The sequence below is a fragment of the Streptomyces sp. NPDC005805 genome, from assembly GCF_040630445.1.
GTDB lineage: Bacteria > Actinomycetota > Actinomycetes > Streptomycetales > Streptomycetaceae > Streptomyces.
Genome location: NZ_JBEXXN010000028.1, coordinates 15,193 through 38,458, shown reverse-complemented (window position 1 = coordinate 38,458; position 23,266 = coordinate 15,193). Strand labels below are relative to the sequence as shown.

15 protein-coding genes, 3 tRNA genes and 2 pseudogenes are annotated in these 23,266 nt (G+C 74.8%); 6 read left to right on the top strand and 14 right to left on the bottom strand.

The window, feature by feature from the left end; translation table 11 throughout:
- Positions 1–91: 91 nt before the first annotated feature.
- Positions 92–1,540, bottom strand: coding sequence for an FGGY family carbohydrate kinase (locus ABZ457_RS17530; protein WP_359158452.1), 1,449 nt, complete (start codon positions 1,538–1,540; stop codon positions 92–94).
- 107 nt (positions 1,541–1,647) lie between these two features.
- Entirely contained in the window at positions 1,648–1,947 is a 300-nt protein-coding gene (locus tag ABZ457_RS17525) for a YtxH domain-containing protein (RefSeq protein WP_359158451.1), read from the bottom strand.
- A 173-nt stretch (positions 1,948–2,120) separates the two neighbouring features.
- Here ABZ457_RS17525 and ABZ457_RS17520 point away from each other — a divergent pair.
- The 3 genes from ABZ457_RS17520 to ABZ457_RS17510 all read left to right on the top strand — a co-directional run bounded on the left by ABZ457_RS17520 (position 2,121) and on the right by ABZ457_RS17510 (position 2,561).
- Positions 2,121–2,193: transfer RNA gene (locus ABZ457_RS17520), tRNA-Asn, on the top strand.
- A 5-nt stretch (positions 2,194–2,198) separates the two neighbouring features.
- A tRNA-Asn gene (locus tag ABZ457_RS17515) sits at positions 2,199–2,271 on the top strand.
- A gap of 213 nt (positions 2,272–2,484) precedes the next feature.
- A tRNA-Ile gene (locus ABZ457_RS17510) sits at positions 2,485–2,561 on the top strand.
- Positions 2,562–2,691: 130 nt separating this feature from the next.
- On the opposite strand, the pseudogene ABZ457_RS17505 reads toward ABZ457_RS17510, so the two are convergent.
- The 7 genes and pseudogenes from ABZ457_RS17505 to ABZ457_RS17475 form a co-directional block, all read right to left on the bottom strand.
- Positions 2,692–3,215 (bottom strand): annotated as a pseudogene (locus tag ABZ457_RS17505) (MepB family protein).
- A 49-nt stretch (positions 3,216–3,264) separates the two neighbouring features.
- Positions 3,265–3,714 carry a monovalent cation/H(+) antiporter subunit G gene (gene mnhG, locus ABZ457_RS17500; protein WP_359158450.1) on the bottom strand — a complete coding sequence of 150 codons (450 nt, stop codon included), beginning with the start codon at positions 3,712–3,714 and terminating at the stop codon, positions 3,265–3,267.
- Positions 3,711–4,103, bottom strand: coding sequence for an MrpF/PhaF family protein (locus ABZ457_RS17495; protein ID WP_359158449.1), 393 nt, complete (start codon positions 4,101–4,103; stop codon positions 3,711–3,713). Before ABZ457_RS17495 ends, mnhG begins: the two co-directional genes overlap by 4 nt.
- A 37-nt stretch (positions 4,104–4,140) precedes the next feature.
- A complete protein-coding gene (locus tag ABZ457_RS17490) occupies positions 4,141–4,773 on the bottom strand; it encodes a Na+/H+ antiporter subunit E (protein WP_359158448.1) in 633 nt (210 codons plus the stop codon).
- Positions 4,770–6,410: a Na+/H+ antiporter subunit D gene (locus ABZ457_RS17485; RefSeq protein ID WP_359158447.1), complete on the bottom strand. Its 1,641-nt coding sequence runs from the start codon at positions 6,408–6,410 to the stop codon at positions 4,770–4,772. Before ABZ457_RS17485 ends, ABZ457_RS17490 begins: the two co-directional genes overlap by 4 nt.
- Complete coding sequence (locus ABZ457_RS17480) at positions 6,407–7,171, bottom strand: Na(+)/H(+) antiporter subunit C (protein WP_359158446.1); 765 nt, start codon at positions 7,169–7,171, stop codon at positions 6,407–6,409. The genes ABZ457_RS17485 and ABZ457_RS17480 overlap by 4 nt, the downstream gene beginning before the upstream one ends.
- Positions 7,168–10,071, bottom strand: coding sequence for a Na+/H+ antiporter subunit A (locus tag ABZ457_RS17475; protein WP_359158445.1), 2,904 nt, complete (start codon positions 10,069–10,071; stop codon positions 7,168–7,170). The genes ABZ457_RS17480 and ABZ457_RS17475 overlap by 4 nt, the downstream gene beginning before the upstream one ends.
- Positions 10,072–10,480: 409 nt before the next feature.
- Between ABZ457_RS17475 and ABZ457_RS17470 the strand changes: the two genes are divergently transcribed.
- The gene (locus ABZ457_RS17470) at positions 10,481–11,353 is read left to right on the top strand and encodes a universal stress protein (protein WP_359158444.1); all 873 of its coding nucleotides are present in this window, start codon (positions 10,481–10,483) and stop codon (positions 11,351–11,353) included.
- A 478-nt stretch (positions 11,354–11,831) separates the two neighbouring features.
- Positions 11,832–13,604, top strand: coding sequence for a GAF domain-containing sensor histidine kinase (locus tag ABZ457_RS17465; RefSeq protein WP_359158484.1), 1,773 nt, complete (start codon positions 11,832–11,834; stop codon positions 13,602–13,604).
- Positions 13,605–13,642: 38 nt separating this feature from the next.
- Here the strand turns inward: ABZ457_RS17465 and ABZ457_RS17460 are convergent, their stop codons facing one another.
- A complete protein-coding gene (locus ABZ457_RS17460) occupies positions 13,643–14,059 on the bottom strand; it encodes a VOC family protein (protein ID WP_359158443.1) in 417 nt (138 codons plus the stop codon).
- 531 nt (positions 14,060–14,590) lie between these two features.
- Here ABZ457_RS17460 and ABZ457_RS17455 point away from each other — a divergent pair.
- Positions 14,591–16,360 carry an RICIN domain-containing protein gene (locus ABZ457_RS17455; RefSeq protein ID WP_359158442.1) on the top strand — a complete coding sequence of 590 codons (1,770 nt, stop codon included), beginning with the start codon at positions 14,591–14,593 and terminating at the stop codon, positions 16,358–16,360.
- Positions 16,361–17,052: 692 nt separating this feature from the next.
- Here ABZ457_RS17455 and ABZ457_RS17450 read toward each other — a convergent pair.
- From ABZ457_RS17450 to ABZ457_RS17435, 4 genes and pseudogenes are all read right to left on the bottom strand, one after another.
- On the bottom strand, positions 17,053–18,483 hold the full coding sequence (locus ABZ457_RS17450) for a carboxyl transferase domain-containing protein (RefSeq protein ID WP_359158441.1): 1,431 nt from the start codon (positions 18,481–18,483) through the stop codon (positions 17,053–17,055).
- Positions 18,476–19,954, bottom strand: a complete 1,479-nt coding sequence (locus tag ABZ457_RS17445; protein ID WP_359158440.1) for an acyl-CoA synthetase — start codon at positions 19,952–19,954, stop codon at positions 18,476–18,478. The genes ABZ457_RS17450 and ABZ457_RS17445 overlap by 8 nt, the downstream gene beginning before the upstream one ends.
- 165 nt (positions 19,955–20,119) lie before the next feature.
- Positions 20,120–21,336: pseudogene (locus ABZ457_RS17440) on the bottom strand (MFS transporter).
- Positions 21,337–21,489: 153 nt separating this feature from the next.
- Positions 21,490–22,977, bottom strand: coding sequence for a GAF domain-containing protein (locus tag ABZ457_RS17435; protein WP_359158439.1), 1,488 nt, complete (start codon positions 22,975–22,977; stop codon positions 21,490–21,492).
- Positions 22,978–23,266: the final 289 nt, after the last annotated feature.

Below are 23,266 nucleotides of genomic sequence, written 5' to 3'. Positions count from 1 at the left end.
AAGGGTTTTGGCCAAGCCGGGGTCAAGACTGCGCCGGCGACCGGGCTGCGGGCCGGCGGTCCCGCGCAAGCAGCCCCGCCCGGCGCCGTGTTCAGGACAGCGTCTCGGTGAACGCCCCCGGGTGGATCTGCTCGCGGGTCGCCCGGTACTGCTGACGCACCGCCTGCCCGACCGCCGCCTCCTCGCCCGGCTCGAAGACCTGCACGGACGCGGCCTGCCAGGCGGGCGGGGCGGCGGGGGAGTGGGTGCCCCGCGCGACGCCCAGCGCCCAGGCCGCCTGACGGGCCGCGCCCAGCGCCGCGTAGTCGGCGGGCTGGGGCACCACGACCGGGACGCCGAACACCGCGGGCGCCACCGCCTGCACGGCGGGCAGTTCGGCGGCCGCGCCCAGCAGGAACACCCGGCGCACCTCGACGCCCCGCCCGCGCAGCACGTCGAGGGCGTCGGCCAGCGAGCAGAGCATCCCCTCGAAGGAGGCCCGCGCCAGGTGCTCGGGCTTCATCGACTCGCGCCGCAGCCCGCTGAGCGTCCCCGCGGTGTGCGGGAGCTGCGGGGTGCGCTCGCCCTCCAGATAGGGGAGCAGCACCAGACCGGAGGAGCCCGGGGTCGACTTCAGGGCGAGCGCCGACAGCTCCGCGAGGTCCGCGAGACCGAGCAGCTCCGCCGTACCGCGCAGCGCCCGTACGGCGTTGAGGGTGTGCACCACGGGCAGGTGCATCCCGGTCGCGTCGGCGAACGAGGTGATCATCCCGGACGGGTCGGCCAGCGCCTCGTGGTGCACGGCCATCACCGACCCGGACGCCCCCAGCGACACCACCGCGTCCCCGACGCCGACGCCCAGCCCGAAGGCCGCGGCCATCGTCTCGCCGGTGCCGGCCGAGATGAGCAGCCCCTCGGGGGTGGTCCCGGCGGCCTCGGCCGGGCCGAGCACCTCCGGCAGCGCGCAGGGGTGCCCGAGCGCGATCTCCACCAGGTCGGGCCGCCACGCACCGGCGCCGGCGGACCAGAACCCGGTGCCGGACGCGGCCCCGCGGTCGGTGGTCCGGCGCGCGGGCCGGCCGAGGAGCTGCCACACCAGCCAGTCGTGCGGCTGGAGGACCGCGGCGATACGCCGGGCGGCCTCGGGTTCGGTGCGGGCCAGCCAGCGCAGCTTCGCCACCGGCTGGGGAGCCTGCGGCACCGAGCCGACGGCCTCGGCCCAGGCCCGCCGCCCGCCGAGCGCGTCGACGAGGTCGGCGGCGGCGACCTGGGCGCGCTTGTCGTTGCCCACCAGGGCTGGGCGGACCAGGGCGCCCTGCGCGTCGAGCGGGATCAGCCCGTGCGGCTGCGCGGACACGCCGATCGCCTGGACGCTCTCCAGCAGGCCGGACCCGGCCGCCTCGCCGAGCGAGAGCAGCCAGACCTGCGGGTCGACCTCGGTCGACTTCGGCTCGACGGGATGCGGCGCGTATCCCTGGCGCAGCACGGCGCCTGTGTCCGCGTCGCAGACGACGATGCGTGTGTACTCGGACGAACTGTCCAACCCGGCGACTATCCCCATGCAAAGAATTCTGCCGCACGCTCCCGGCGGACGCGGTGTCCGGGGAAGCGGCGGCAGAATCGTCGCGGCGCTGCGGTGCGGTGCGGTGGGTGCGCGGGTGCTGGTCGTCAGGTGTTGGTCGTCCCCCAGTCGTCCTCCGTGCCGGGGCCGCGGTCCTTCAGGGCACGCACCCGCTCGGCGACCGAGTCCGGCACATGGTCGCCGACCTTGCCGCTCACGGCGTGGAACGCCTTGCCGGCCGCCTCGCGCCCGTTGTGCGCGGCGGACTCGGCCGCGTTGCGCACCGCCGGGTTCTGCGAGATCTGCCGCGCGGACTTCTTGAGCTGCTCGTACCGCTCGCGCCCGGCCCGTGCGCCGAGCACAAAGCCGAGGGCCAGTCCGGCGACGAACGTGAGCTTGTACCGCATGGGTGTCACCTTCCGTTGCGTCGGTGCTGCCCGCTTACCCGGCGTGGCCCGTGATCACCCGGCGCCGAACCGATTGGCGGAGCACCCCCCTGCTTGCGCTAATGTATGTGTCGCAGCGAGCGGACGCCCTCCGAGGACGACCCCGGTAGGTACGTTCGGTGCACACGCAGCAATCCCCTGTAGCTCAATTGGCAGAGCAGCCGGCTGTTAACCGGCAGGTTACTGGTTCGAGTCCAGTCGGGGGAGCGCGATCCCCTGTAGCTCAATTGGCAGAGCATTCGGCTGTTAACCGGAGGGTTGCTGGTTCGAGTCCAGCCGGGGGAGCACGGAGACGAAGAGGGCCCGCGAGGGCCCTCTTCGTCGTTTCCGGAACCTTCGGTCCGGGGCCTTCCGGATGATCCCGAGCGGGAAGCGGAACCATGTGGCGACCAGCGGAGTCCTCATGGTCAGGCGTTGTCGACCATGCGAGGGCAGGAGATCGTATGACCGGCTATGCTGCGGCAGACGACGCGCACACATGTGCGCGCCGCGCCGTGAGGGGCGGTAGCTCAGCCGGTTAGAGCAGCGGACTCATAATCCGTCGGCCGTGGGTTCGAGTCCCACCCGCCCCACCACGCGGCTCTCCCAGAGAACCGTTTCTACCTGTGGCACCGTCCGGACGGGGGCCGCCGCTCCGCAGCGGCGGCCCCCGTTCAGTCGTTCGGGCCAAGGTCCAGGTTCTGGAGCCGGACGCCGACTCCGGGCCTACGGGTGGTAGAGGGTCCGGGCCAGCGGCAGGTCGGCCGGGCCTTCGGGGGAGAGGGCGAGGAAGTAGGTCACCTGCCATGCCTGGGTGCTGCGGGCCTGCTTGCTGGTGGTGGTCACCCACGGCGGGTAGACGCGGAATCCTCGCTTCCCGCCGGCTCCGGCGTGGGAGACGATGTTCCGCTCGCGCAGCACCTCGCGCGGGAACACGAACTGCCCGAAGCCGTTGTCGTCCCGGCTGCTGATGACGAAGAGGTCCACTTCGTCCGAGGTGTCGAAGGGGCGGATCGGTCCCTCGCCGGACCGCTGCCACACGGTGACGAACTGGCCCGCTTTCGTCGGGGTGGTCTTCGCCGCGCGGACCGGACCGAGCGGTCATCGAGGGTGAACGCGCATGCCGCGTACTCGGCGCTTTCCGGTTCGGGTACCGGTGGGGAGCAGGCGAACCCGCTCGGGTCGTACACCAGGGCCTTCGCCGCCAGGAGATCGCTGTGAAGGTTCGTCCACGGCCGGTTCGTCACCATGGCGTCATCCTCCCATCGTGTGCCGGTGCGTCGTCGCCGGTAGCCCGGCTCAGCCGGGGGAGCCGCCGCGTCCGGGCTCCCGGCCGCCGTTCTCGGGGCCCGCGTCCGGTTCCGCGTCCGGTTCCGGTTCCGGTTCCGGGTCGAGGGTGGACTCGGGTTCGAGTTCGCGGTCGAGGTCGTCGAAGATCAGTTCGCGGTGGTCGACCTGGCCCGTGCGGTAGGCCGCGCGGGCCACCAGGTGGGAGGCGATCGGGGCCGTCATCAGCTGGAAGAAGCCGATCAGGACCAGGGTGCCCAGGTCGATTCCGCTGCGCAGGCGCAGGATGACCCCGGCCAGGACCAGGAGCATGCCGAGGGTCTGGGGCTTGGTGGCGGCGTGGCTGCGGGTGAGGACGTCGGGCATGCGGAGCATGCCGATCACGCCGAGCAGGCAGACGGCGGCGCCCAGGAAGATGAGGACCGCGCCCGTGGTGTCGGCGGTCCGGGCCCAGAGGTTCATCGGCCCTCCGTCCCTTCGTCGTCCGCGCCGGAAGCGCCGGAAGTGCCGGAAGTACCGGGCGTGGTGTCGGGTTCCGGGGCCGTCGTTCGGGTGCGTGGCGGGCCCGGTGGGCGGTCGCGTACCGCGATGAAGCGGGCGATCGCCACGGACCCGGTGAAGCACAGCAGCGCGAGTACCAGCATGATCGGGAAGTAGTAGGGGTTGCGGTCGAGCGCGGACTTGGCCCCCAGACCCGCGATGATCAGGGCCGCGCAGACGTCCAGGGCGAGCGCGCGGTCCAGCATCGAGGGGCCGCGTGCGATACGGGCGAGGAGCAGCGCGCCCGCCGCCAGGATGAACACCACGGAGCTGACGAGCAGGACGTCGTCGACGGTGGTCAGGGCGCTCATGGGCCGGTCCTCCCGCCGGTGGTGGCGCGTCTCCGTCTCATGCTCCGTCCTCCCCGCGGTCGGTGTCCCGTGTCTCCGGCGGGGCGGCCGGGGGGCGTCCGACCCGGGCGATCTCGTCGGGTGTGCCGAAGGCGCAGACGGTCAGTTCCTCCAGGCGCCACACGGAACGCCGGGCCGCGTCGACCACCGCCGGGTCGTGGGCGTCCAGGATGTGCAGGAAGAGGGTCGCGGTGTCGCGGCGCACCTCGACGACCGAGCCGCCCGGCATATTGCTCACGGAGACCGCCGTGAGGGTGAGCATCAGATCGCCGCGGCAGCGCAGGGGGATGCCGATGACGGCGGCCCGGTAGGGGAGTTCGGCGAAGATCTGGCGGGTGACCCGGACGCCCGAGGAGAACATGTCGTACGTCAGATAGGCGGTCAGCCGCAGGATGCCCCAGGGGTGCAGCCGCAGCCCGAGGTCCACCTGCGGCTGGGGGAAAGCCAGGCTCAGGACCACCGAGACGATCGCGCCGGTCAGCAGGTTGGCCCAGGTCAGCGTCCCCCACAGCAGCACCCAGATCGCGGTGAGCCAGGCGAGTTGCGGGAGGTCGAGGACGCGCGGGTGCCGGGTGCCGATCGCGCAGCTGTAGGGCGGGAGCTTCTTGTTCCGGAAGGAGACGGAGATCATCGGCCGAGCACCGCCTCGATGTAGGGGACGCGCACCAGGAGTTCGGCGCTCGCCCGGTCGGTGAAGGCCGCGAGCGGGCCGGCGAGCACGGTGTACGCCAGGCCGATCAGCACGGTGGCGGCGGTCGCGACGGTCATCGTCCGGGGCAGCCGCAGCGTGGTGGTGACGGGCCGTCCGGTGAGGGTGGCGGCGGCGATGCGGCCGGCGGGGACGGCCGCCCCGGCGGACCCGGCCGGACCGCTCGCGTCGCCCGCGCTGTCGGAGTCGGAGTCGGTGTCGTCGGACTCCAGGACGGTGCCGAGGGCGACCTGCCCCGGCGGGGCGGCCCGCCAGAAGGCGAGGTTCCAGACCTTGGCCACCACATACAGCGTCAGCAGACTGGTCACGGCGGACCCGGCGACCAGCAGCCACGCCCAGGCACCCGCGTCCGCGACACCGGCCCGCATCAGCTGGAGCTTGCCGATGAACCCGGAGAGCGGCGGCACCCCCGCCAGGTTCATCGCCGCCACGAAGAAGAGGACACCCAGCAGCGGAGTGGCCCGGGCCAGACCGCCGACCCGGGTCAGCTCGGTGGTGCCGGTGCGCCGTTCCATCAGGCCGGAGACGAGGAACAGGGCGGTCTGGACGGTGATGTGGTGGGCCACGTAGATCAGCGCGCCGCCGAGGGCCGCGCGGGTGGCGAGGCCGATCCCGAAGATCATGTACCCGATATGGCTGATCAGGGTGAAGGAGAGCAGTCGCTTGAGGTCCGTCTGCGCCACCGCGCCGAGGATGCCGACGACCATCGAGGCGAGCGCCACGGCCATCAGCAGGTCGCCCAGCCGGTTGCCGGGGAAGAGCAGGGTCTCGGTCCGGATGATGCAGTACACGCCCACCTTGGTGAGGAGCCCCGCGAAGACGGCGGTGACGGGCGCGGGCGCGGTCGGGTACGAGTCGGGGAGCCAGGCCGCCACCGGGAAGACCGCCGCCTTGATCGAGAAGACGATCAGCAGCATCACCTGCACCAGCGACTGGACTCCGCTGGGCACATCGGCCAGCCGGACGGCCATCTGCGCCAGGTTCACCGTGCCCAGGGAGGCGTAGGCCATCGCGATGGCGGTGAGGAACAGCATCGAGGAGAAGAGCGAGATGATCACATAGGTCGCCCCGGCCCGGACCCGGGGGCCGGTGCCGCCGATGGTGAGCAGCACATAGCTGGAGACGAGCATGATCTCGAAGCCGACGAAGAGGTTGACCAGGTCGCCGGCGAGGAAGGTGCAGGAGACGCCCGCGACCAGCAGCAGATAGGCGGGGTGGAAGATGGCGAGCGGGGTCTCCTCGTCCCGTTCGGACATGCCCTGGCCCAGGGAGTAGACGAGCACGCAGAGGGTGACGGCGGAGGAGACGGTCAGCATCAGCCCGGCGAGCCGGTCGGCGACCATGGTGATGCCGACGGGCGGGAGGAATTCGCCGAGGTCGACCGCGAGGGGCCCCTGGCGGTCGGCGGCCACCAGCAGCACCACGGAGAGCACGAGCACGGCGGAGAGCACGGCGAGGCTGATGACGCGCTGGACCTGCTTGAGCCGGGTCCCGAAGGCCAGGCTGAGGCCGGTGGCGCAGAGCGGCAGCAGCACGGGCAGCGGCACGATCGCGTTCACTCGGTGTCTCCTCGGCGCGGCGGCTGCTGCTCCTGGTCCCCGGGGTCGTGGTGGCGGGAGTCCGGCCCCCGGTCCGGGCCGTGGCCCCGGCCCCCGGGGTCCCGGCCCGGCCCCTGGTCGTCGTCGTCCCGTTCCTGCCCCGCCGTGATGTCCTCGTCCGCCGCGCCCTCCGACCGCTCGGCCGCGTAGTCCTCCGGGTCCGCGCCGAGGACGTCGTGCCACCAGTCGCCCGAGGTGTCGCGCCCCCGCGCCTGGACGGCCAGGTGGGCGCGGAGCTTGATCCGCAGGCGGCGGCGTTCCGCGCGGCTGCGCAGGCGCTCGTCGGAGGGGGCTTCCCCGGACGGGGCGGACTCGTCCGCGTCCTCCGCCTCGGACGCGCGCGGCGGCCGCTCCCGCATCACCTCGGCACGCAGCGCCACGCGCCGGTCCTCGACGTCGTCCTGGACCTCGTCCGTGCCGGTGATCTGGTGGCTCCGGTAGGCCATCGCGAGCAGGAAGGCGGTGGTGCCGAGGGTGATCACGATCGCGGTGAGGGTGATCGCCTGCGGCAGCGGGTCGGTGACGTCCCGCAGCCGCACGCCCGGGTAGAGGAGGGCGGCCTCCCCGGCCGGGCCGGTGGCGGAGAGCAGGAAGAGGTTGACGCCGTTGCTCGCGACCACCACCCCCAGCAGGACGCGGGTGAGGGGCCGGGCGAGCATCAGCGTTCCGCCGACCGCGCACAGGACCGCCGCGGTGACGAGCAGCGCGACACTGACCGTCATCGGCCACCGCCCCCCGCCCGGCCCGCCGGCGACTCCTCGCGCGCGCCGCGCTCGATCTGGCGGTCCACCTTGGCGCCGAGCGCGCGCACGATGTCGAGCACGACGCCGAAGACCAGCAGATAGACGCCGAAGTCGAAGATCACCGGGGTGCTGATGTGGTAGCTCCCGAGGACCGGCAGGTGTCCGTAGTAGGTCCAGGCGTGCAGCACGGTCCCGTCGATGAGCCCGGCCAGGCCGACGGCGGTGGAGAGGAAGAGGCCCAGGCCGGTGAAGAGACCCGGCTGGAGGGGGGCCGCCTGGGCCAGTTCGACCCGTCCGCCCGCCAGATAACGGGTGATCAGCGCGACGCCGGCGACGAGACCGGCGACGAAGCCGCCGCCCGGCAGGTTCTCCGCGCAGAACAGCAGATAGAGCGAGAGGACCAGGATCGGATGGAAGGCCAGCCGGGCGACCACCTCGAAGACGACCGAGCGGTGCTGCGGCGCCAGCGTCGATCCGGCGGCCAGCCACCGGCGTTCGGGCGCGCCCTCGTCGCCCCGGGGCAGCCCGGCGAGGGGCTGCGTGGACAGCGCCCAGGCGGTGTCGGCCCAGGGTTCCTCCTGGAGGGAGGAGGTGGAGTCCGTGCGCCGGTGGAGATAGACCAGGCTGGTCACGCCGATCGCGGCGGCGGCCAGCACCGCGGACTCGCCCATGGTGTCCCAGGCCCGCAGGTCGACCAGGATCGTCGCGACGACGTCCTTGAGTCCGTGGCGCGCCGTCTCGTCGACCAGCAGGGGCCCGGCCGGTTCGGCGACGCGGGAGCCGCCCGCGACCCAGACCGCGGTGGCCGTGGCCGCCGCCGTCGCGAGGGCCACCGGGATACGGACGACCCGCCGCCAGGGGCTGGTCTTCTCCCGGAAGTGCACCGGCATCCGGCGCAGCACCAGCACGAAGACGATCATGGAGACGGTCTCCACGCTGAACTGGGTGAGCGCCAGGTCGGGCGCGCCCTGGACGACGAAGAGCAGCGCCGTGCCGTAGCCGGTGAGGCCCGCCAGGACGACGGCCTTCATCCGGCGGTCGGCGGTCAGACAGAGCAGGGCCGCCGCGCAGGTCAGCGCGGCCACGGCGCCCTGGAGGGGCATGTCCCACAGGCGAGGGGCGGCCGCCTCGTCCCACGGGCGGTCGTAGGCGAGCACCAGCGCCTGGGCGACCAGCACGACGAGCAGGGTGGTCGCGAGGTAGACGGACGCGGAACCGCGCTGCACGGCACCGGTGACCTGGAGGGCGGTCCGTTCCAGCCCGAGCAGCAGATGGCCGAAGGCGGCGTCGGCGGTCGGCCAGGCGATCCGCCGGGAGAGCGCGGTGACGGGCTCCCGCAGCACGAACAGCGCCGCGCCGGCGAGCCACGGCAGCACGGAGAGCAGCAGCGCGAGGCCGAGGCCGTGCCAGAGCCCCAGATGAATCGGTTCGGCGGGGGTGGGGAAGCTCTCGGCCGCCATCGCCGCCGGCAGCGGCTCCGCCAGCCCCGCCCCCGGCCCGAGGACCAGGCCGGCCGCCGCCAGCACCGCGGGCGCCCCCAGGAAGGACCAGCCCACCGGGCGCACCGGGGTGTCCGCGACGCCCGGCCTGCGCCCGAACGCACCCCAGACGAACCGCAGGCTGTACGCCATGGTCAGCGCCGATCCGACGGCGATGGCCGCGAGCGCCCACCGGTCCGCCGTGGTGCCCGCGAGCAGTGCCTCGTAGACCGCCTCCTTGGCGGCGAAGCCCAGCAGCGGCGGCAGGGCGGCCATGGAGGCGGCGGCCACCACCGCGACGGCGCACACCTGGGGGAGGGCGCTGCCCACGCCGGAGAGTCTGCGCAGGTCACGGGTACCGGTCGCCCGGTCGACGATGCCGGTGACCAGGAAGAGGGCCGCCTTGAAGAGGGCGTGGGCCAGGATCATGGCCCCGGCGGCGAGGGCGGTGTCGTAGCTCCCGGCGCCCGCCAGCACGGTGAGCAGGCCGAGCTGACTGACCGTCCCGTAGGCGAGCACCAGCTTCAGGTCGTACAGCCGCAGGGCCCGCCAGCCGCCGAGGAGCATCGTGGCGCAGCCGAGCACCAGCACCACCGGCCGCCAGAGGGGGACCTCGGCGAAGCCGGGCGCGAGCCGGGCGACCAGGTACACACCGGCCTTGACCATCGCCGCCGCGTGCAGATAGGCGCTGACGGGGGTGGGGGCGGCCATCGCGTTCGGCAGCCACATGCTGAACGGCCAGATCGCCGACTTGGAGAGCGCCCCGCACAGGACCAGCAGCACGGCGGTGGAGACGGCCGCGGTCGCCTCCGGCGGGTTGGCGACGATCTCCGAGATCCGGTAGGTGCCGGCGGTCTGACCGAGGATCAGGAAGCCGGTCAGCATGGCCAGTCCGCCGAAGGTGGTGACCATCAGGGCCTGGAGGGCGGAGCGGCGGTTCTGCTTCCGCTCGCTGCCGTGGCCGATCAGCAGATAGGAGAAGACCGTGGTCAGCTCCCAGAAGACGTACAGCAGGATCAGGTCGTCGGCGAGGACCAGTCCGATCATCGCGCCCGCGAAGGCCAGCAGGTTCCCGGCGAACGGGCCGAGCCGCTCGGGGGCGTCCCGGAAGTACGCGGCGCAGTAGAGGACGACCACCGTGCCGATGCCGGCCGCGAGCAGCAGCATCAGCTCGGCGAGGGCGTCCAGCCGCAGGGCCACCGAGACGCCGTAGGCGGGAATCCACTCCCAGGACCAGGTCAGCGGCTCGCCCTCGGTGGTCCTGCGCCACCACAGGGCGGCCGCGACCGTCGCGACGGCGGGCGGGACCGCCAGTACGAGGAAGGCGCGCGTGCCGAGCCGCGCGACGAGCCAGGGGGCGCCCGCCGCGAGAAGGAAGGGGAAGACGATCAGTGCGGTCATACGGCTCCGGAGCCGCGGTCGTGACGGACGCCGGGGACGTCGGTCCGTGACCACGACAGGAACCGGGGCAAACCACCGCAGAAGACCATCACTGGACAGAGATACAACGTTTGCGGTCCCGACCCGCTGACAACGCGCCGCGTACGGTCTTTTGCGGGTCCGCACCCGGCCGTACCGGGCTGTGCCCGGTCTCCGGGGCGGTGATGCGCACGGGCGGGGCACGTGTGTGCGAGCCGCACGGGGCGGGCAGGCGAGCGGATGCCGGCCCGCCCGCAGGAGGCGCCCGTGTGCCGAACGGACCACGCGGCAGGGCCGATCGGCCCTCCCCCGGCGGCGCGCGTCCCGGGAAGCTGGACGCAGCGACCGGTCGAGGGGCCGGCACCCGTGTCGTCGTACGGAGGCAGATTCCATGACTCGCGCCGTAGTTGTAGGGGTGGACGGTTCGCCCGAGAGCCTGGCGGCGGCCGACTGGGCCGCCGGGGAGGCACAGGTGCGCGGCCTGCCGCTGCGCATCGTGCACGCCTGGCTCTGGCAGCCGCTGGACATCCCGGTCCTCCAGAACCGGGACGCGGAGGCCGAGTCCGCGCGGGCCGTTCTGCGGGAGGCCGAGGAGCGGGTGACGCACCGGCACCCCGGCCTGGACGTCAGGTCCGAGATCCTGCCCGACACCCCGGTCGCGGCCCTGGTCGCCGAGTCCGGCCGGGCCGCGGTGCTCTGCCTGGGCACCCGGGGCCACGGCGCGCTGCTCGGGTTCCTGCTGGGCTCCTACGGCCAGCAGGTGATCGCCAACGCCACGGGCCCGGTCGTCTCCGTGCGCGCCGAGGACGAGAACCATCTGCTCACCCCGGACGGCGATGTGGTGGTGGGTCAGCAGGGGTCCGCCGAGGAGAGCGCCGATGTGCTGGGCTTCGCCTTCGAGGCGGCGGCGGTCCGGGGCGTCCCGCTGCGGGCGGTGCGCGCCTGGAGCCTGCCGCCGGTCTACACCTGGAGCCCCGGTGGGCTGTCCCTGATCGACGACGCGGGCGGCCTGGAGCCGTACGAGCGCAAGGCGCTGCGGGAGGCGCTGGCCCCCTGGCGCGAGCGCTTCCCGCAGGTGGAGGTCGTCGAGCACGTGGAGATCGGCAGCGCGGGGCAGGTGCTGCTGGAGCAGTCCGCGTCGGCGGGGCTGATGGTCGTCGGGCGGCGTGCCCGGCGCGGCCCGGTCGGCACCCGGATCGGCTCGGCCGCGCATGCGGTGCTGCACCACGCCCGCTGCCCGGTGGCGGTTGTCCCGCACGCCTGAGCCGCGGGGGCGCGCGAGCCCGGGTCCGCCGGGCCGGGCCGCGGGGGACCGGGGTCGTCTGAGCCCCGGCCGCGTGAGCCCGGGCCGGCCGGGCCGGGGTCGCCGGGGTCCGGGCACCCAGTGCCCGTGCCGTTCCCGGGCCGTCTGAGCCCCGGCGCGCGAGCCTTGGCCGCACGGGCACGGGCCGCCGGGCCCGGGCACCCGGCAGCCCGTGCCGCTCCCCGGCCGCGTGACGCCGGAGGCGGTGCGCACCCCCCTGAGACCCGTGCCGGGCGCGGAGGACCGTCCCCCGGTCCGCGCCCGGCCGGTGCCGTCGTGCCCGTCCCGCTCTGCGCGGGGCGGGCACGACGCGTTCTCGCCGGTGCCCGCCGCCGCCCCTCCCACCGCTCGTTAGGGTGGGCCCCGCAGGGGTCGGGGCTCGGGGGCGGAGGGAAGAAGAGTCGTGGGCGTGGAGCCGCCGTTGTCGCCGCTGCCTCGGATGAGGCTGGACGAACTCCTGGAGGAGCTCCAGGTCAGGATCGACGCGGTCCGGGGCACCCGGGACCGGGTGCACAGCCTGCTGGAGGCCGTCGTCTCCGTCGGCCGTGAACTGGACCTCTCCCAGGTGCTGCGGCGCATCGTGGAGGCCGGCGCCCAGCTCGTGGACGCGCGGTACGGGGCCCTCGGGGTGATCGGACCGGACGGCCGGACCCTGTCGCAGTTCCTGACCTCCGGGATGACACCCGAACAGCGCGAGCGGATCGGGCCGCTGCCGGCCGGGCACGGGCTGCTCGGCGAGCTGATCCGCCGTCCGGAACCGCTGCGCCTGGGCGACCTCGGCGCCCACCCCGCCTCGTACGGCTTCCCGGCGCACCACCCCCCGATGCGGACCTTCCTCGGGGTGCCGGTCCGGGTGCGGGACGAGGTGTTCGGCAACCTCTATCTGACCGACAAGCGGGGCGGGCTGGAGTTCGACGCGGAGGACGAGGCGGTCATCACGACCCTCTCGGTGGCGGCGGGCGTGGCGATCGACAACGCGCGCCTGTACGAGAGTTCGCAGCGCCAGCAGCGCTGGCTGCGCGCGGGCGCCGAGGTGACCAACCGTCTCCTCTCCGGCGGCGCCCGCCACGAGGTGCTGGAGCTGATCGCGCGCCGGGCCGGGGAGATCGCCGGGGCCCGCCTCGCCTCCGTCGTGGTTCCGGTCAAGGGTGCGGACGACCTGGCCGTGGAGGTCTCGGTGGGCGACGACGCCCTCCAGGGGCGGACGGCGCCGGCGGAGGGCACCCTCGCGGGTGCGGCCCGCGCGGCCGGGGCGCCGGTTGTCTCCGGGTGCCTGGCGGAGGACGACCGCTTCGCGGGGGACCCGCACGCGGTGGTCCGCCCCGGTGCGGAACCCGGTCGCGGTCCCGGGCCCGGCGCGGAACCCGGGGCAGCCCCCCGCCCCGGGCCGGGGCCCGGCCCGGAACCAGGTGCCGGGCCGGAACCAGGCCCCGGTCCCGGTCCCGCCGTGGCCGTGCCGCTCGGGTCCGGGGCCGGCGGCGCGCTGGTCCTGGTGCGCGACGCCGGCCGGCCCGTGTTCGCCGAGGCGGAGCTGGAACCCCTCGAAGCCTTCGCCGGTCAGGCGGCCCTCGCCCTCGAACTGGCGGAACGCCGCCGGGACGCCGAGCAGCTCGTCCTCTTCGAGGACCGCGACCGGATCGCCCGCGATCTGCACGACCTCGCCATCCAGCGCCTGTTCGCCACCGGGATGACCCTCCAGAGCGCGGCCCGCCTGGTGGACCACCCGGGCGCGGCCGAGCGCGTGAGCCGGGCCGTGGACGACCTGGACGAGACCATCAAGATCATCCGGTCGACCGTCTTCGGGCTGCGGACCCGGGACGAGGGGCCCGCCCCCAGCCTGCGCGCCCGCGCGTCCCGCGCGGTCGGGGACGCGGTGACCGCGCTCGGCTTCCCGCCCCGGCTGAGCATGGAGGGGCTGCTCGACACGGACGTCCCGCCGGGTGTCGCGGACCACGTGGTCGCCGCCCTCGCGGAGCTGCTGAGCAACGCGGCCCGCCACGCCCACGCGACCCGGGTCGACGTCGTCCTGCGGGCGACGGCCGAGGAGGTGCGCCTCACGGTCACGGACAACGGCCGGGGCATCCCGCGCGAGGGGCGGCGCAGCGGTCTGGCCAACCTCGCCGAACGCGCCCGGGCGGTGCGCGGCACCTTCGAGTTCGCCGCGCCCGAGGAGGGCGGCACCCGGCTCACCTGGACCGCCCCGCTCCGCTGACCCGCCGGCCTGGCCCGTACGTCCCGTGGCGCGAGGGCTCAGCCCTGCGGTTCGTGGATGTCGACCATCCACGCGATGCCGAACCGGTCCGTGCACATGCCGAACACATCGCCCCACATCTGCTTCTCCAGCGGAACCGTCACGGTGCCGTCGGCGGAGAGCTTCTCCCAGTAGCCCTTCAGCTCGTCCGCGTTGTCGCCGCTGAGGCTCACCGCGAAATTGGTGCCGGGGGAGTGGGGCATCCCGGGCGGTGTGTCGGCGCACATCAGGGTGAAGCCGGCCGGGGTCTCCAGCATTCCGTGCATGATCTGGTTCGCTTCGTCGCCGGTGAGGTCCGGGTTCATCTCGCCGAAGGTGCTCAGACGCAGGTCGCCGCCGAGGACGCTCCGGTAGAACTCCAGCGCCTGCTTCGCGTCGCCGGAGAAACTGATGTACGGGTTGAGGCGAGTGGCCATGGCGAATCCCTTCCTGGTGATTTCGTGGCGATTTGCCGGGATCGCAGCGTAGTCCTGTCCGGACACCGGAAACGCGTCACCGGAGCGTGTTTCCGGACCGTTCCCGGCCCGGCCGTCGCCGGACCGGGGGTTTCGCGCGGTAACCCCCTTCCCGGTGGACTGTTTTCGGGCAAGCGTCAAGGAGTTCTCCATGAATGCGCTGCCATTGTTGTACTTACTCGTGTTCCAGAAACCGGTTCCGCGGGGGCGGGGACGGTCCGGTCCGCCGGGTCGTTTGGGCCGCCTTGTGGAACTCTTGTTACTGGCCGGGCAGTTGTGTCAAGGTGAGACTTCTTGTGATCCACAGGACGCCATTGTGATCAACCGTTCGAATTCTTTGCGGGCGAGCCTCTCCAAAAGAGGGGGCGCCGTCCCCGGAAAGGTGTGTACCAACAGGTGACCGCCTTTCCGCCGGCCGTCGGTGTGCTGCCGACCGGAACCGACGGTCGCACAGCAACCCCCCACCGCAAAGCCATGGATGGAAAGACGTCTATGCAGCACCCCAGCACGCCCGGGAGCGTGCCCCCCGACCAGCCGGGCCGCACTCCGGGGGTCTCCGACGAGGAGCTCGCCGCCGAGTTGTACGGCGGCGCCGCCGACCTGTCCGCGTACCCCGTCGCCGCGCTGCTCGCCCGGCACTGGCAACCGGTCTTCGACTACGCGGCGTTGTGCGCACCCTCCGCGAAAACCGCGTCGATGCTCGCCACGGCGGCTTTCTCCCAGGTGCTCGACAATCTCGCGCGCAACGGCGTGGGCGGCGCGGTCCGCCCGCAGCTGCTGGTCACCACCCGGCATATCGCCAAGGCGTGGGCCCGCGACCCGCGCGTGACCACGATGCTCCCCGGACTGTCGATTCCCGAGCCCCCGGCCGAGAACCGGCAATTGGTCTCCCGCGCTTTCCACGCAATGCCGATGGTCGCGCAGGTCCTGCTCTGGCATGCCGAGACCGAGGCCGAAGGCATATCGATACCCGCCGGTTTGCTCGGCCTCGATCCCCGGCTCGCCTCCGACCAACTGGAGCAGGCGCGCGAACAGTTCCGGGGCGCCTGTGTGCGCACCCACCGCGAGTACGCGCCCACCGGCGAATGCCGCCACTACAACCGACTTCTCGACATATCACTGCGCCGCGGCGGAAGCCTCATCCCCGACATCCAGGTGCACCTTTCCGAGTGCCGCTACTGCGGGTACGCGGCCGACCAGCTCGACCAGTCGGGCGGACGCCTCGGGGTTCTCCTCGCGGAGGCGCTGCTCGGCGGCGCGGCCGCCGGGTACCTGGGGTCCCGGCCCGGCCGCCGCCGGCAGGCCCGGCTGAAGGACGGCGGACCGGACGCGCCCACCGGGCCGGACCGCGGCGGTCCCGGCGCGTCCGCCGGGCGGAGCGGCGGGCGGCACTCGCGTTCGCCGGGTGCCCGGGGCGGCGCGCCGGCGGCCCGCGCCCGGGTGCGCACCGCCCGCACCGCGCTGCCCGAGCTGGTGCTGCGCGGCCGGCGCGCCGCGGTGGAACGGCCCGGGCCGACGGCGCTGGGCCTCGGGACGGCGGTCGTCGTCACCGGCGTCCTCGTCGGCACCCTGGTCTCCCTGCTGTGGTCCGACGAGACCGACCACACGGGCGCCACGGCCCCCAGCGGGGCGGTCACCGGCACCGCCCCGGGCACACCGGGCACGCCCGCGCCCGACCCCTCGGCGACCTCGGCCGGCAGCCAGGCCGGGCCCCTCACCCTCGCGCTGCGCAACATCGACGCGGACCTCTGCGTCGACTTCGCGGGCGGCGAGGCGGACGCGGGCGCCGACGTGCTGATGGCCGCCTGCTCCACCGCGCCCAGCCAGCGCTGGGTCTACGAGCGGGACGGCCGGCTGCGCAGCGCCCTCGCTCCGGGTCTCTGCCTCGACTCCCGGAGCCTGGAGGGCATCCTCGTCGCCGGCGACTGCACCGGCCGTAGCGCGCCCGACGCGGCGGACGTCCGCTACGACCTCACCCTCCAGGGCGAGATCGTCCCGCGCTGGAACGAGGGTCTCGCGGTCGTCCCGGCCGCCCCCGACGCCGGTTCCCCGGTCGCCGTCAAGGTCCGCGACGACTCACCGGCCCAGCGCTGGGCGACCAACGGCGCCCCCCGCTCCGGCACCCCGGGAGCCTCCGGCACGGCGGGCGACGCGCCCTTCGCGGAGAAGGCCGACGCCCCTGACCCGTCGGCCTCGTCCCGCTCCGCCCCGGCGGCGGCCCCCCTCCACCAGATCGGCGCCCCGCCCGCCCGGTGGCGGTGAGCCCGGGCGGGGCCGGGCCCTGCCGACCGGGCCGTGCCCGCGCCCGGCGCGGGCCTCGCCCCTCGGCGCTGCGCCGGGGGGCGCCCGGCCCGGCCACCCGCGGTGTGGCTTGTGACGGAGACCCGGCCTTGTGGGCCACGCCGCGCCCGAGCCCGCCCGCAGTGGGTTCGGGGCAGCGCCGGGTGTCCCGGAGACGGCGGCCGGTTGCGCGGCGCGCGGCGGAGCCCGGCTTTACCGGCCACGCTGTGGCGTTGCGTGGTCGCGGCCCGGGCACGCAGGCGGACCGGGCCCGGGTCGGCCGGACGCCCCATCTCCGCCGGGCACCGCTCGGCCGTGCGCGCCGGGTTCGACCGTCAATGGCGGCCCGGCCGGGCCGCCTTGACCGCACCCCGGGGCGTGGCCGGGCGCGGTGGCGGTGAGCCCGGGCGGGGCCGGGCCCTGCCGACCGGGCCGTGCCCGCGCCCGGCGCGGTCCGGCAGCCGGACCGGCCGGATGCCCGCCTCCGCCGAGCGACGCTCGGTAGCGCGCCGCACGGGGGCCGGCACGGGGCCGCCCCCGTGCGACGAGCCGGGGCGTGGCCCGGACTTGAAGGCGGGCACCCGCATGGGGCGGAGCCAGGGGCACGGAGACAGGCCGCCCCGGGCGGTGAGCCCGGCGCGGGCAGTGGTGTCGGCGGGCCCCCGCGGGGCCGCTCAGCGCGGTGCCCCCGGGCCCACGATGCCGCGGATGACGCCCAGGTCGGCCAGGTCCTGGGGGCGGAGGCGGAGTTGGTCGGCGGTGTGGGCGACGCGGGACGGGTCGCGCTTGAGGATCGCCGCGGCCAGTTCCGGGGCGATCACCGAGAAGTAACTGTCCGGCGTGGCCCAGGTGTTGTCCGGCGCGGCCAGGGCCAGCGCGCCGCCCGAGCCGCCCTCCCCGATCAGCAGCGTCGTCACGGGGGTGGCCGCCGAGGCGACGGCCGTGAACAGGTCCGCGATCGCCGCGCCCGAGGCCGCCCGCTCCGCCGCGTCGCCGTTCGCCGCGCCCGGGGTGTCGACGAGAGTCAGCACCGGGAGCCCGAAGCGGCCGGCCAGCCGCACCACCCGCGCGGCCGTCCGGTACCCGGACGGCAGGGTCGCCGTCCCCGCCTGCGCCACGTACGCCACCGGCCGCCCCTCGTGCAGCCCGACCCCGCACAGCATCCCGGGGTCGTCCCCGCCGCACCGGTCGCCGCGCAGCGGCTCCCGCCGGTCGAAGTGGTCGTCCAGGTAGGCCGCCGCACGCGGCCGCGCCGGATTCCGGGCCGCGCGGACGGCGTCCCAGCCCGACCGCGGCAGGACCGGGTCCTTGGCGAGCGCCCGCGGCACCGCCGCCGGTCCGGGCGTCGCGCGCACTTCGCCCGCGTCCGCGTGCCCGAGGGCCGTGACCCAGAAGCCCAGCACCTCCCGCAGCGCCTCCGGCCGGACCACCGCGTCGACCTGGCCGGCCGTGAGCTGGCCCTCCGCCGTGTACGCGGCCGGGTCCGCGTCCGCCGGGCGGACCCGGGAGCCCGCGAAGCCGACCTGTGCGCCGGGCAGCGCGAGGATCACGTCCGCCGCCGCCCCGAGGACCGCCCAGCCGCCGCCCGTCGTCGGGTCGCGCAGCACCGCGATGTGCGCGACGCCCGCCTCCCGCAGCCGCACCGCCGCCCGCGCCACCCGCTGGAGCTGGGACAGCGCGATCATGCCCTCCTGCATCCGGCTGCCGCCCGTCGCGATCAGCGAGACCAGCGGGACGCGCTCCTCCCGGGCGCGCGCGTACGCCGCCTCCAGCCGGTCGCCCGCCCGGGCGCTCAGCGAACCGCCCAGGAATCCGAACTCGAAGGAGACCAGGACGCAGCGCCGCCCGCCGATCACCGCCTCGCCCCAGACGACCGACTCGGCCGAGCCGGTGCGCCGCGCGGCCCGGTCGCGGGCCGCGCCGTAGCCCTCCCAGCCCAGCGGTCCGTCGTCGGTGGCGGGCACCTCGGCGACCTCGTGCTCCGTGAACGCGTCCGCCACCAGCGCCACGGCCTTCCGCGCGCCCGTCCTCCCGGTGCCCGGCCCGGCGGAGCCCGTAGTCGTGTGCGTCGTGGAACCCGTCGCGCTGCTCGTCGGCTCAGTCATCGCCCAGCGCCCGCTTCATGATCTTCCCCATGTCGTTGCGCGGCAGCGCGTCCAGGAACCGGACCTCGCGCGGCCGCTTGTGCGGTGCCAGCTGGGCGGCGACATGCGCGCCCAGCTCCTCGGCGGACGGCGGGGCGGCGGCATCCGCGGCCACCACCCAGGCGACCACCCGCTCCCCGAGATCCGCGTCCGGCGCCCCCGTGACCGCCGCCTCGCGCACCCCGGGATGGTCGAGGAGGACGTTCTCGATCTCGCCCGCGCCGATCTTGTAGCCACCGCTCTTGATCAGGTCGGTGGCCCGGCGGCCGACGATCCGCACCTGGCCGTCCGCCTCCCGCACCGCCATGTCGCCGGTGCGGAACCAGTCGCCGTCGAAGGCCGCGGCGGTCGCGTCCGGCTGGTTCAGATACCCGGTGAACAGGTTCGGCCCGCGGACCTGGATCTCGCCGATGGTCTCGCCGTCCCGGGTGTCGAACTCGCTCCCGTCGTCGTCCACCAGCCGCAGGTCCACCCCGCGCAGCGGCAGGCCCACCGTCCCGGGGCGGGCGTCGGAGTCCGGGCGGACGCTGGTGTTCATCAGCGTCTCCGTCATCCCGTACCGCTCGACGACCCGGCGGCCGGTCGCGGCCGTGATCCGCGCGTGGTCCGGCAGCGGGAGGGCCGCCGAGCCCGAGACGAGCAGCCGCGCCCCGGCGAGCGCCTTCACCAGCTCCGGGTCCGAGGCCAGGGACTCGGCGACGCGGTGGTACATGGTCGGCACGCCGAACAGCATGGTGCCGCCGCCGGCCAGCTCCCGGCCCACACCCTCGGGCGTGAACCGGCCCAGGTGCCGCACCTCGCCGCCGTGCCGCAGCGGGCCGAGAATCCCCAGGATCAGCCCGTGCACATGGAACAGCGGCAGCGCGTGGACGAGGACGTCGTCGGCGGTCCACGCCCAGGCGTCCGCGAGGGCGTCCAGGGTGGCGGCGACGGCCCGGCGGGGGAGGACGGCGCCCTTGGGCGGCCCGGTCGTCCCGGAGGTGTAGACGACGAACGCGGGGGCCTCACCGTTCACGGGCTCACCGCCGGGCACGGGTCCGTCGCCGGTCACCGGGACGTGCACCGGGATGTCCACCCGCTCCAGGCCCGCGAGCCCGGCGGGCAGTTCCGCGCCGGGGGCGGCCAGCACCAGCGAGGGCGCGCTGTCGGCGAGGATGTGCGCCAGCTCCCGTTGTCCGGTCCTCGGGTTGAGCGGCACCACGGGGACGCCCGCCAGCAGGGCGGCCACCGCGCCCACGGCGGTCTCCAGCTCGGGCACCGCCCAGAGCGCGACCCGGCCCTCCCGGCCGGTGCTCCCCAGGCGGGCGGCGAGGGCCCCGGCGGCGCCGGCCAGTTCGCGGTAGCTGAGGGACCTGTCCCCGAAGCGCAGGGCGGTCCGGTCCGGACGGCCGGCCGCGGCCGGGTCCGTCAGGGCCGGGAAGAGCGCACTCACTCGTCGACCTCCAGTCGTCGCCTGCCGCGCCCGCCGGCGCGACCCTGCCAGGCATCATGGCCTGCCGGGCCCGCCGACCGCACCGCCACCCCGTGGAACCGGCCGTTCCCCGACCGGGACCCGACCGGGACGCGAGCTCCGCCCCCCGCCCGGGGCCAGGGCCCGTCAGGCCGTCGGCCGCAGCGTCCGCATCCGCCCGTACGCGTACACGCACCCCGCCAGGGCCAGGTCCGAGAGGAGCATGAAGCCGATGGAGTACGAGTCCTTGGCGCTGTAGATCGCGCCCATCACCAGCGGCGGGACGAAGCCGCCCAGCCCGCCCATCGCCCCGACGATCCCGGTGACCGACCCGACCCGCGGCTGCGGGGTGACCTGCGAGACGAGCGCGAAGACGCTGCCGCTCGCGGTGCCAAGACCGGCCGCCATGCACAGCAGGGCGATCGTGCCCACCGGGTCCAGCCCGGGGTCGAAGGCCTGCACAACGGCCAGCAGGGCGACGAAGCCCAGCGCCCCGGCCGTGACCACGGCCGGGTGCGTCCGGTCCGACAGCCAGCCGCCGATCGGCCGGAACACGACGGTCACCAGGGCGAATCCGGCGGCCTTGGTGCCCGCGTCCGTGGGGCTCAGCTCGTACCAGGTCTTCAGGTACGTGGGCAGATAGACGCCGAACGCGACGATCCCGCCGAAGCCGATCGCGTACAGCGCCGACAGCTCCCAGGTCACGCGCAGCCGCCCGGCCTGCCCCAGCCGGTGGCCGAGGGAGGTCTCGGGGCCCTTGCGGTCCGGGTGGTCGGTGAGGAACACCGCCGCCAGTGCCGCGTACACCGCGAGCGCCACCGCCACCACCAGGAAGGGCAGGTTCTCGCCGTGCTCGGCGATCCGGGGCGTGAAGTAGCCGGACAGGGCCACACCGCCCATGCCCATCCCGAAGACGCCCAGCGCCAGACCCCGTCCGAGGGCGGGAACCAGGAGTTGACCAGCGGGATGCCGATGGCGAACGTGGTCCCGCCGAGCCCGAGCAGAAAGCCGACCGCCAGCATCGCCGCATAGGAGTCACGGGCCGGGATCAGCAGCAGGACGGGCACGATGGTGAGCGCCGACACCAGCGGGAACATCCGCTTCGAGCCCAGCTTGTCGGTGAGCGCGCCCGCCGGGATGCGGCCCAGCGAGCCGACCAGCACGGGGACGGCGACCAGCAGCGACTGCTGGAAGGAGCTGAGCCCGAGACGGTCCTTGTACGCCCCGCCGAGCGGGGAGATCAGGTTCCACGCCCAGAAGGTCAGCGTGAAGCCGATCGTCGCCACGATCAGGTTGCGGTACGCGGCGGCGGGCGGCTTCACCGCCGGTGCGGCGGCCGGCGGGGGCTTCTCGACGGTGTCCACGGGCCAAGTCAAGGAGCTGAACGGGGGCGGGTCGCGCGCTGCTGCGCCAACCGGCTGACGGTTCCGGCCCGGCGCGGCCCCGGCCCGGTTGACGGCCCCGGCCCGGCCCGGCGCGGTCCCGGCCCGGCGCGGCCTCACCCCGGGCAGCGCGTTCTAGCGCGCCGCCTCCCAGACGAACGTCGTTCCCCGACCGCCGTCCGCCCGCCGCCCGTCGTCGTGGACCCGCAGCCGTACCGCGTCCTCGCCACCGCCACCCCCGTCGCCCAGGACGGCCGTCACATCCACCTCCACCGTGATCTCGGCGACCTCCGCCCGGTGGCGTGCCGCGTCCAGGGCCGTGCGCAGCGCGCTCAGCAGCGGCTCCTCCAGCGCGGCGGGCACCAGCGCGTCCACCGCCCCCGTGAAGCGGACCGACGGGGTGAACCCCAGTGGCACCGCCGCCCCATGGGTCTCGCGCAGCACCCGGCCGCGGACGGTCGCCGGGGCCTCGGCGGGCGGCTGCTGGAGCGCGAGGATCGCCGTCCGCACCTCCTGGATGGTCGAGTCCAGCTCGTCGACCGCCTGCTCCAGCAGTTTGTCTGCGTCCGGGTCGTCGGCCCGCCGGCGGGTGGACTCCAGCATCATCTCCGTGGCGAACAGCCGCTGGACGACCAGATCGTGCAGGTCGCGCGCGATCCGGTCGCGGTCCTCGTAGACGGCCAGCCGCTCCCGGTCGGCCTGCGCGTCCGCGAGGACGAGGGCGAGGGCCGCGTGGGACGCGAACTGGGTCGCCAGCAGCCGTTCGACCGCCGAGTAGGGGCGGCCGTGCCGGTCCCGGGGGAGGGCCAGAGTGCCGATCAGCCGTCCGCCGCTCTGCAGGGGCAGCATCATCGAGGGGCCGAAACGGTTGCGCACCGGGGTCGTCATCCGTGGGTCGGTCGCCGAGTCCTCGATGAAAACCGGGCGTCCGCCGAGGAGTTCGGCCAGCACGGGGGAGCCGGGCCGGATCGTGGTGCCGACCACGCCGTCCGGGTCGTCCAGCCCGGCGGCGGCCACGATCTCCATACCGCCCTCGGCGGTGGGCTGGAGGACCACCCCGGCCGCCGCGCCGGCGAGGACGCGGGCCCGGTCGGCGACCGTCGTGAGCGCGTCGTCCGCGCTGCTGCCCGAGAGCAGGGCGGCGGTGACGGCCGCCGCGCCCTCGATCCAGTGCTGCCGCCGGCGGGCGCTCTCGTACAGGCGGGCGTTGCCGATCGCGGTGCCGGCCTGGGCGGCGAGCACCCCGAGCAGGGCGAGGTCCTGGTCGGTGAAGGCGCGGTCCGGGCCGTGGGCCGCGTAGAGGTGCCCGAGCACCTCGGAGCGCACGCGCACCGGGACGCCGAGGAAGGCGCGCGCCCGGCCCGGGGCCCCGGACCCGGTCCGCGTCCCGAGGGCCGTGCGCAGCCGTTCGCCGAACCGGTCCGGGCCGCAGGGCGGCTGTGCGATCCGGTCCCGCTCGGCGGGGCAGAGTCCCACGGTGAACACCTCACCCACCAGGCCGTGTTCGAGGTCGAGGACGGTCAGCACGGCGTACCGGGCCCCGGTGAGGGAGACCGCCCCGGCGGCGATGTGCCGCAGGGCGGGCCGGAGTTCACGCCCGCGCTCGGCTCCGGCACCGACCACCGCCTCGAACACCCCGGGCAGCCCGGCCGACGCGGGCGCCTGCGCGGGGTCCCTGTGTGCGCCGGGCCCGTGTGCCGCGCCACCCTGTGCGCCCGTTCCCTGTGGTGGGCCGCCATGTGCGTCCGGCCCGTGTGCCGCTCCCCCCTGTGCGCCCGGCCCGTGTGCCGCGCCGCCCTGTGCACCGGCACCATGTGCCGCGCTGCCATGTGCGCCAGCCCCATGTGCCCCCGCCCCATGTGCCGGGCCACCGCGTGCCGGAACGCCATATGAGGGAACGCCATATGGCGGG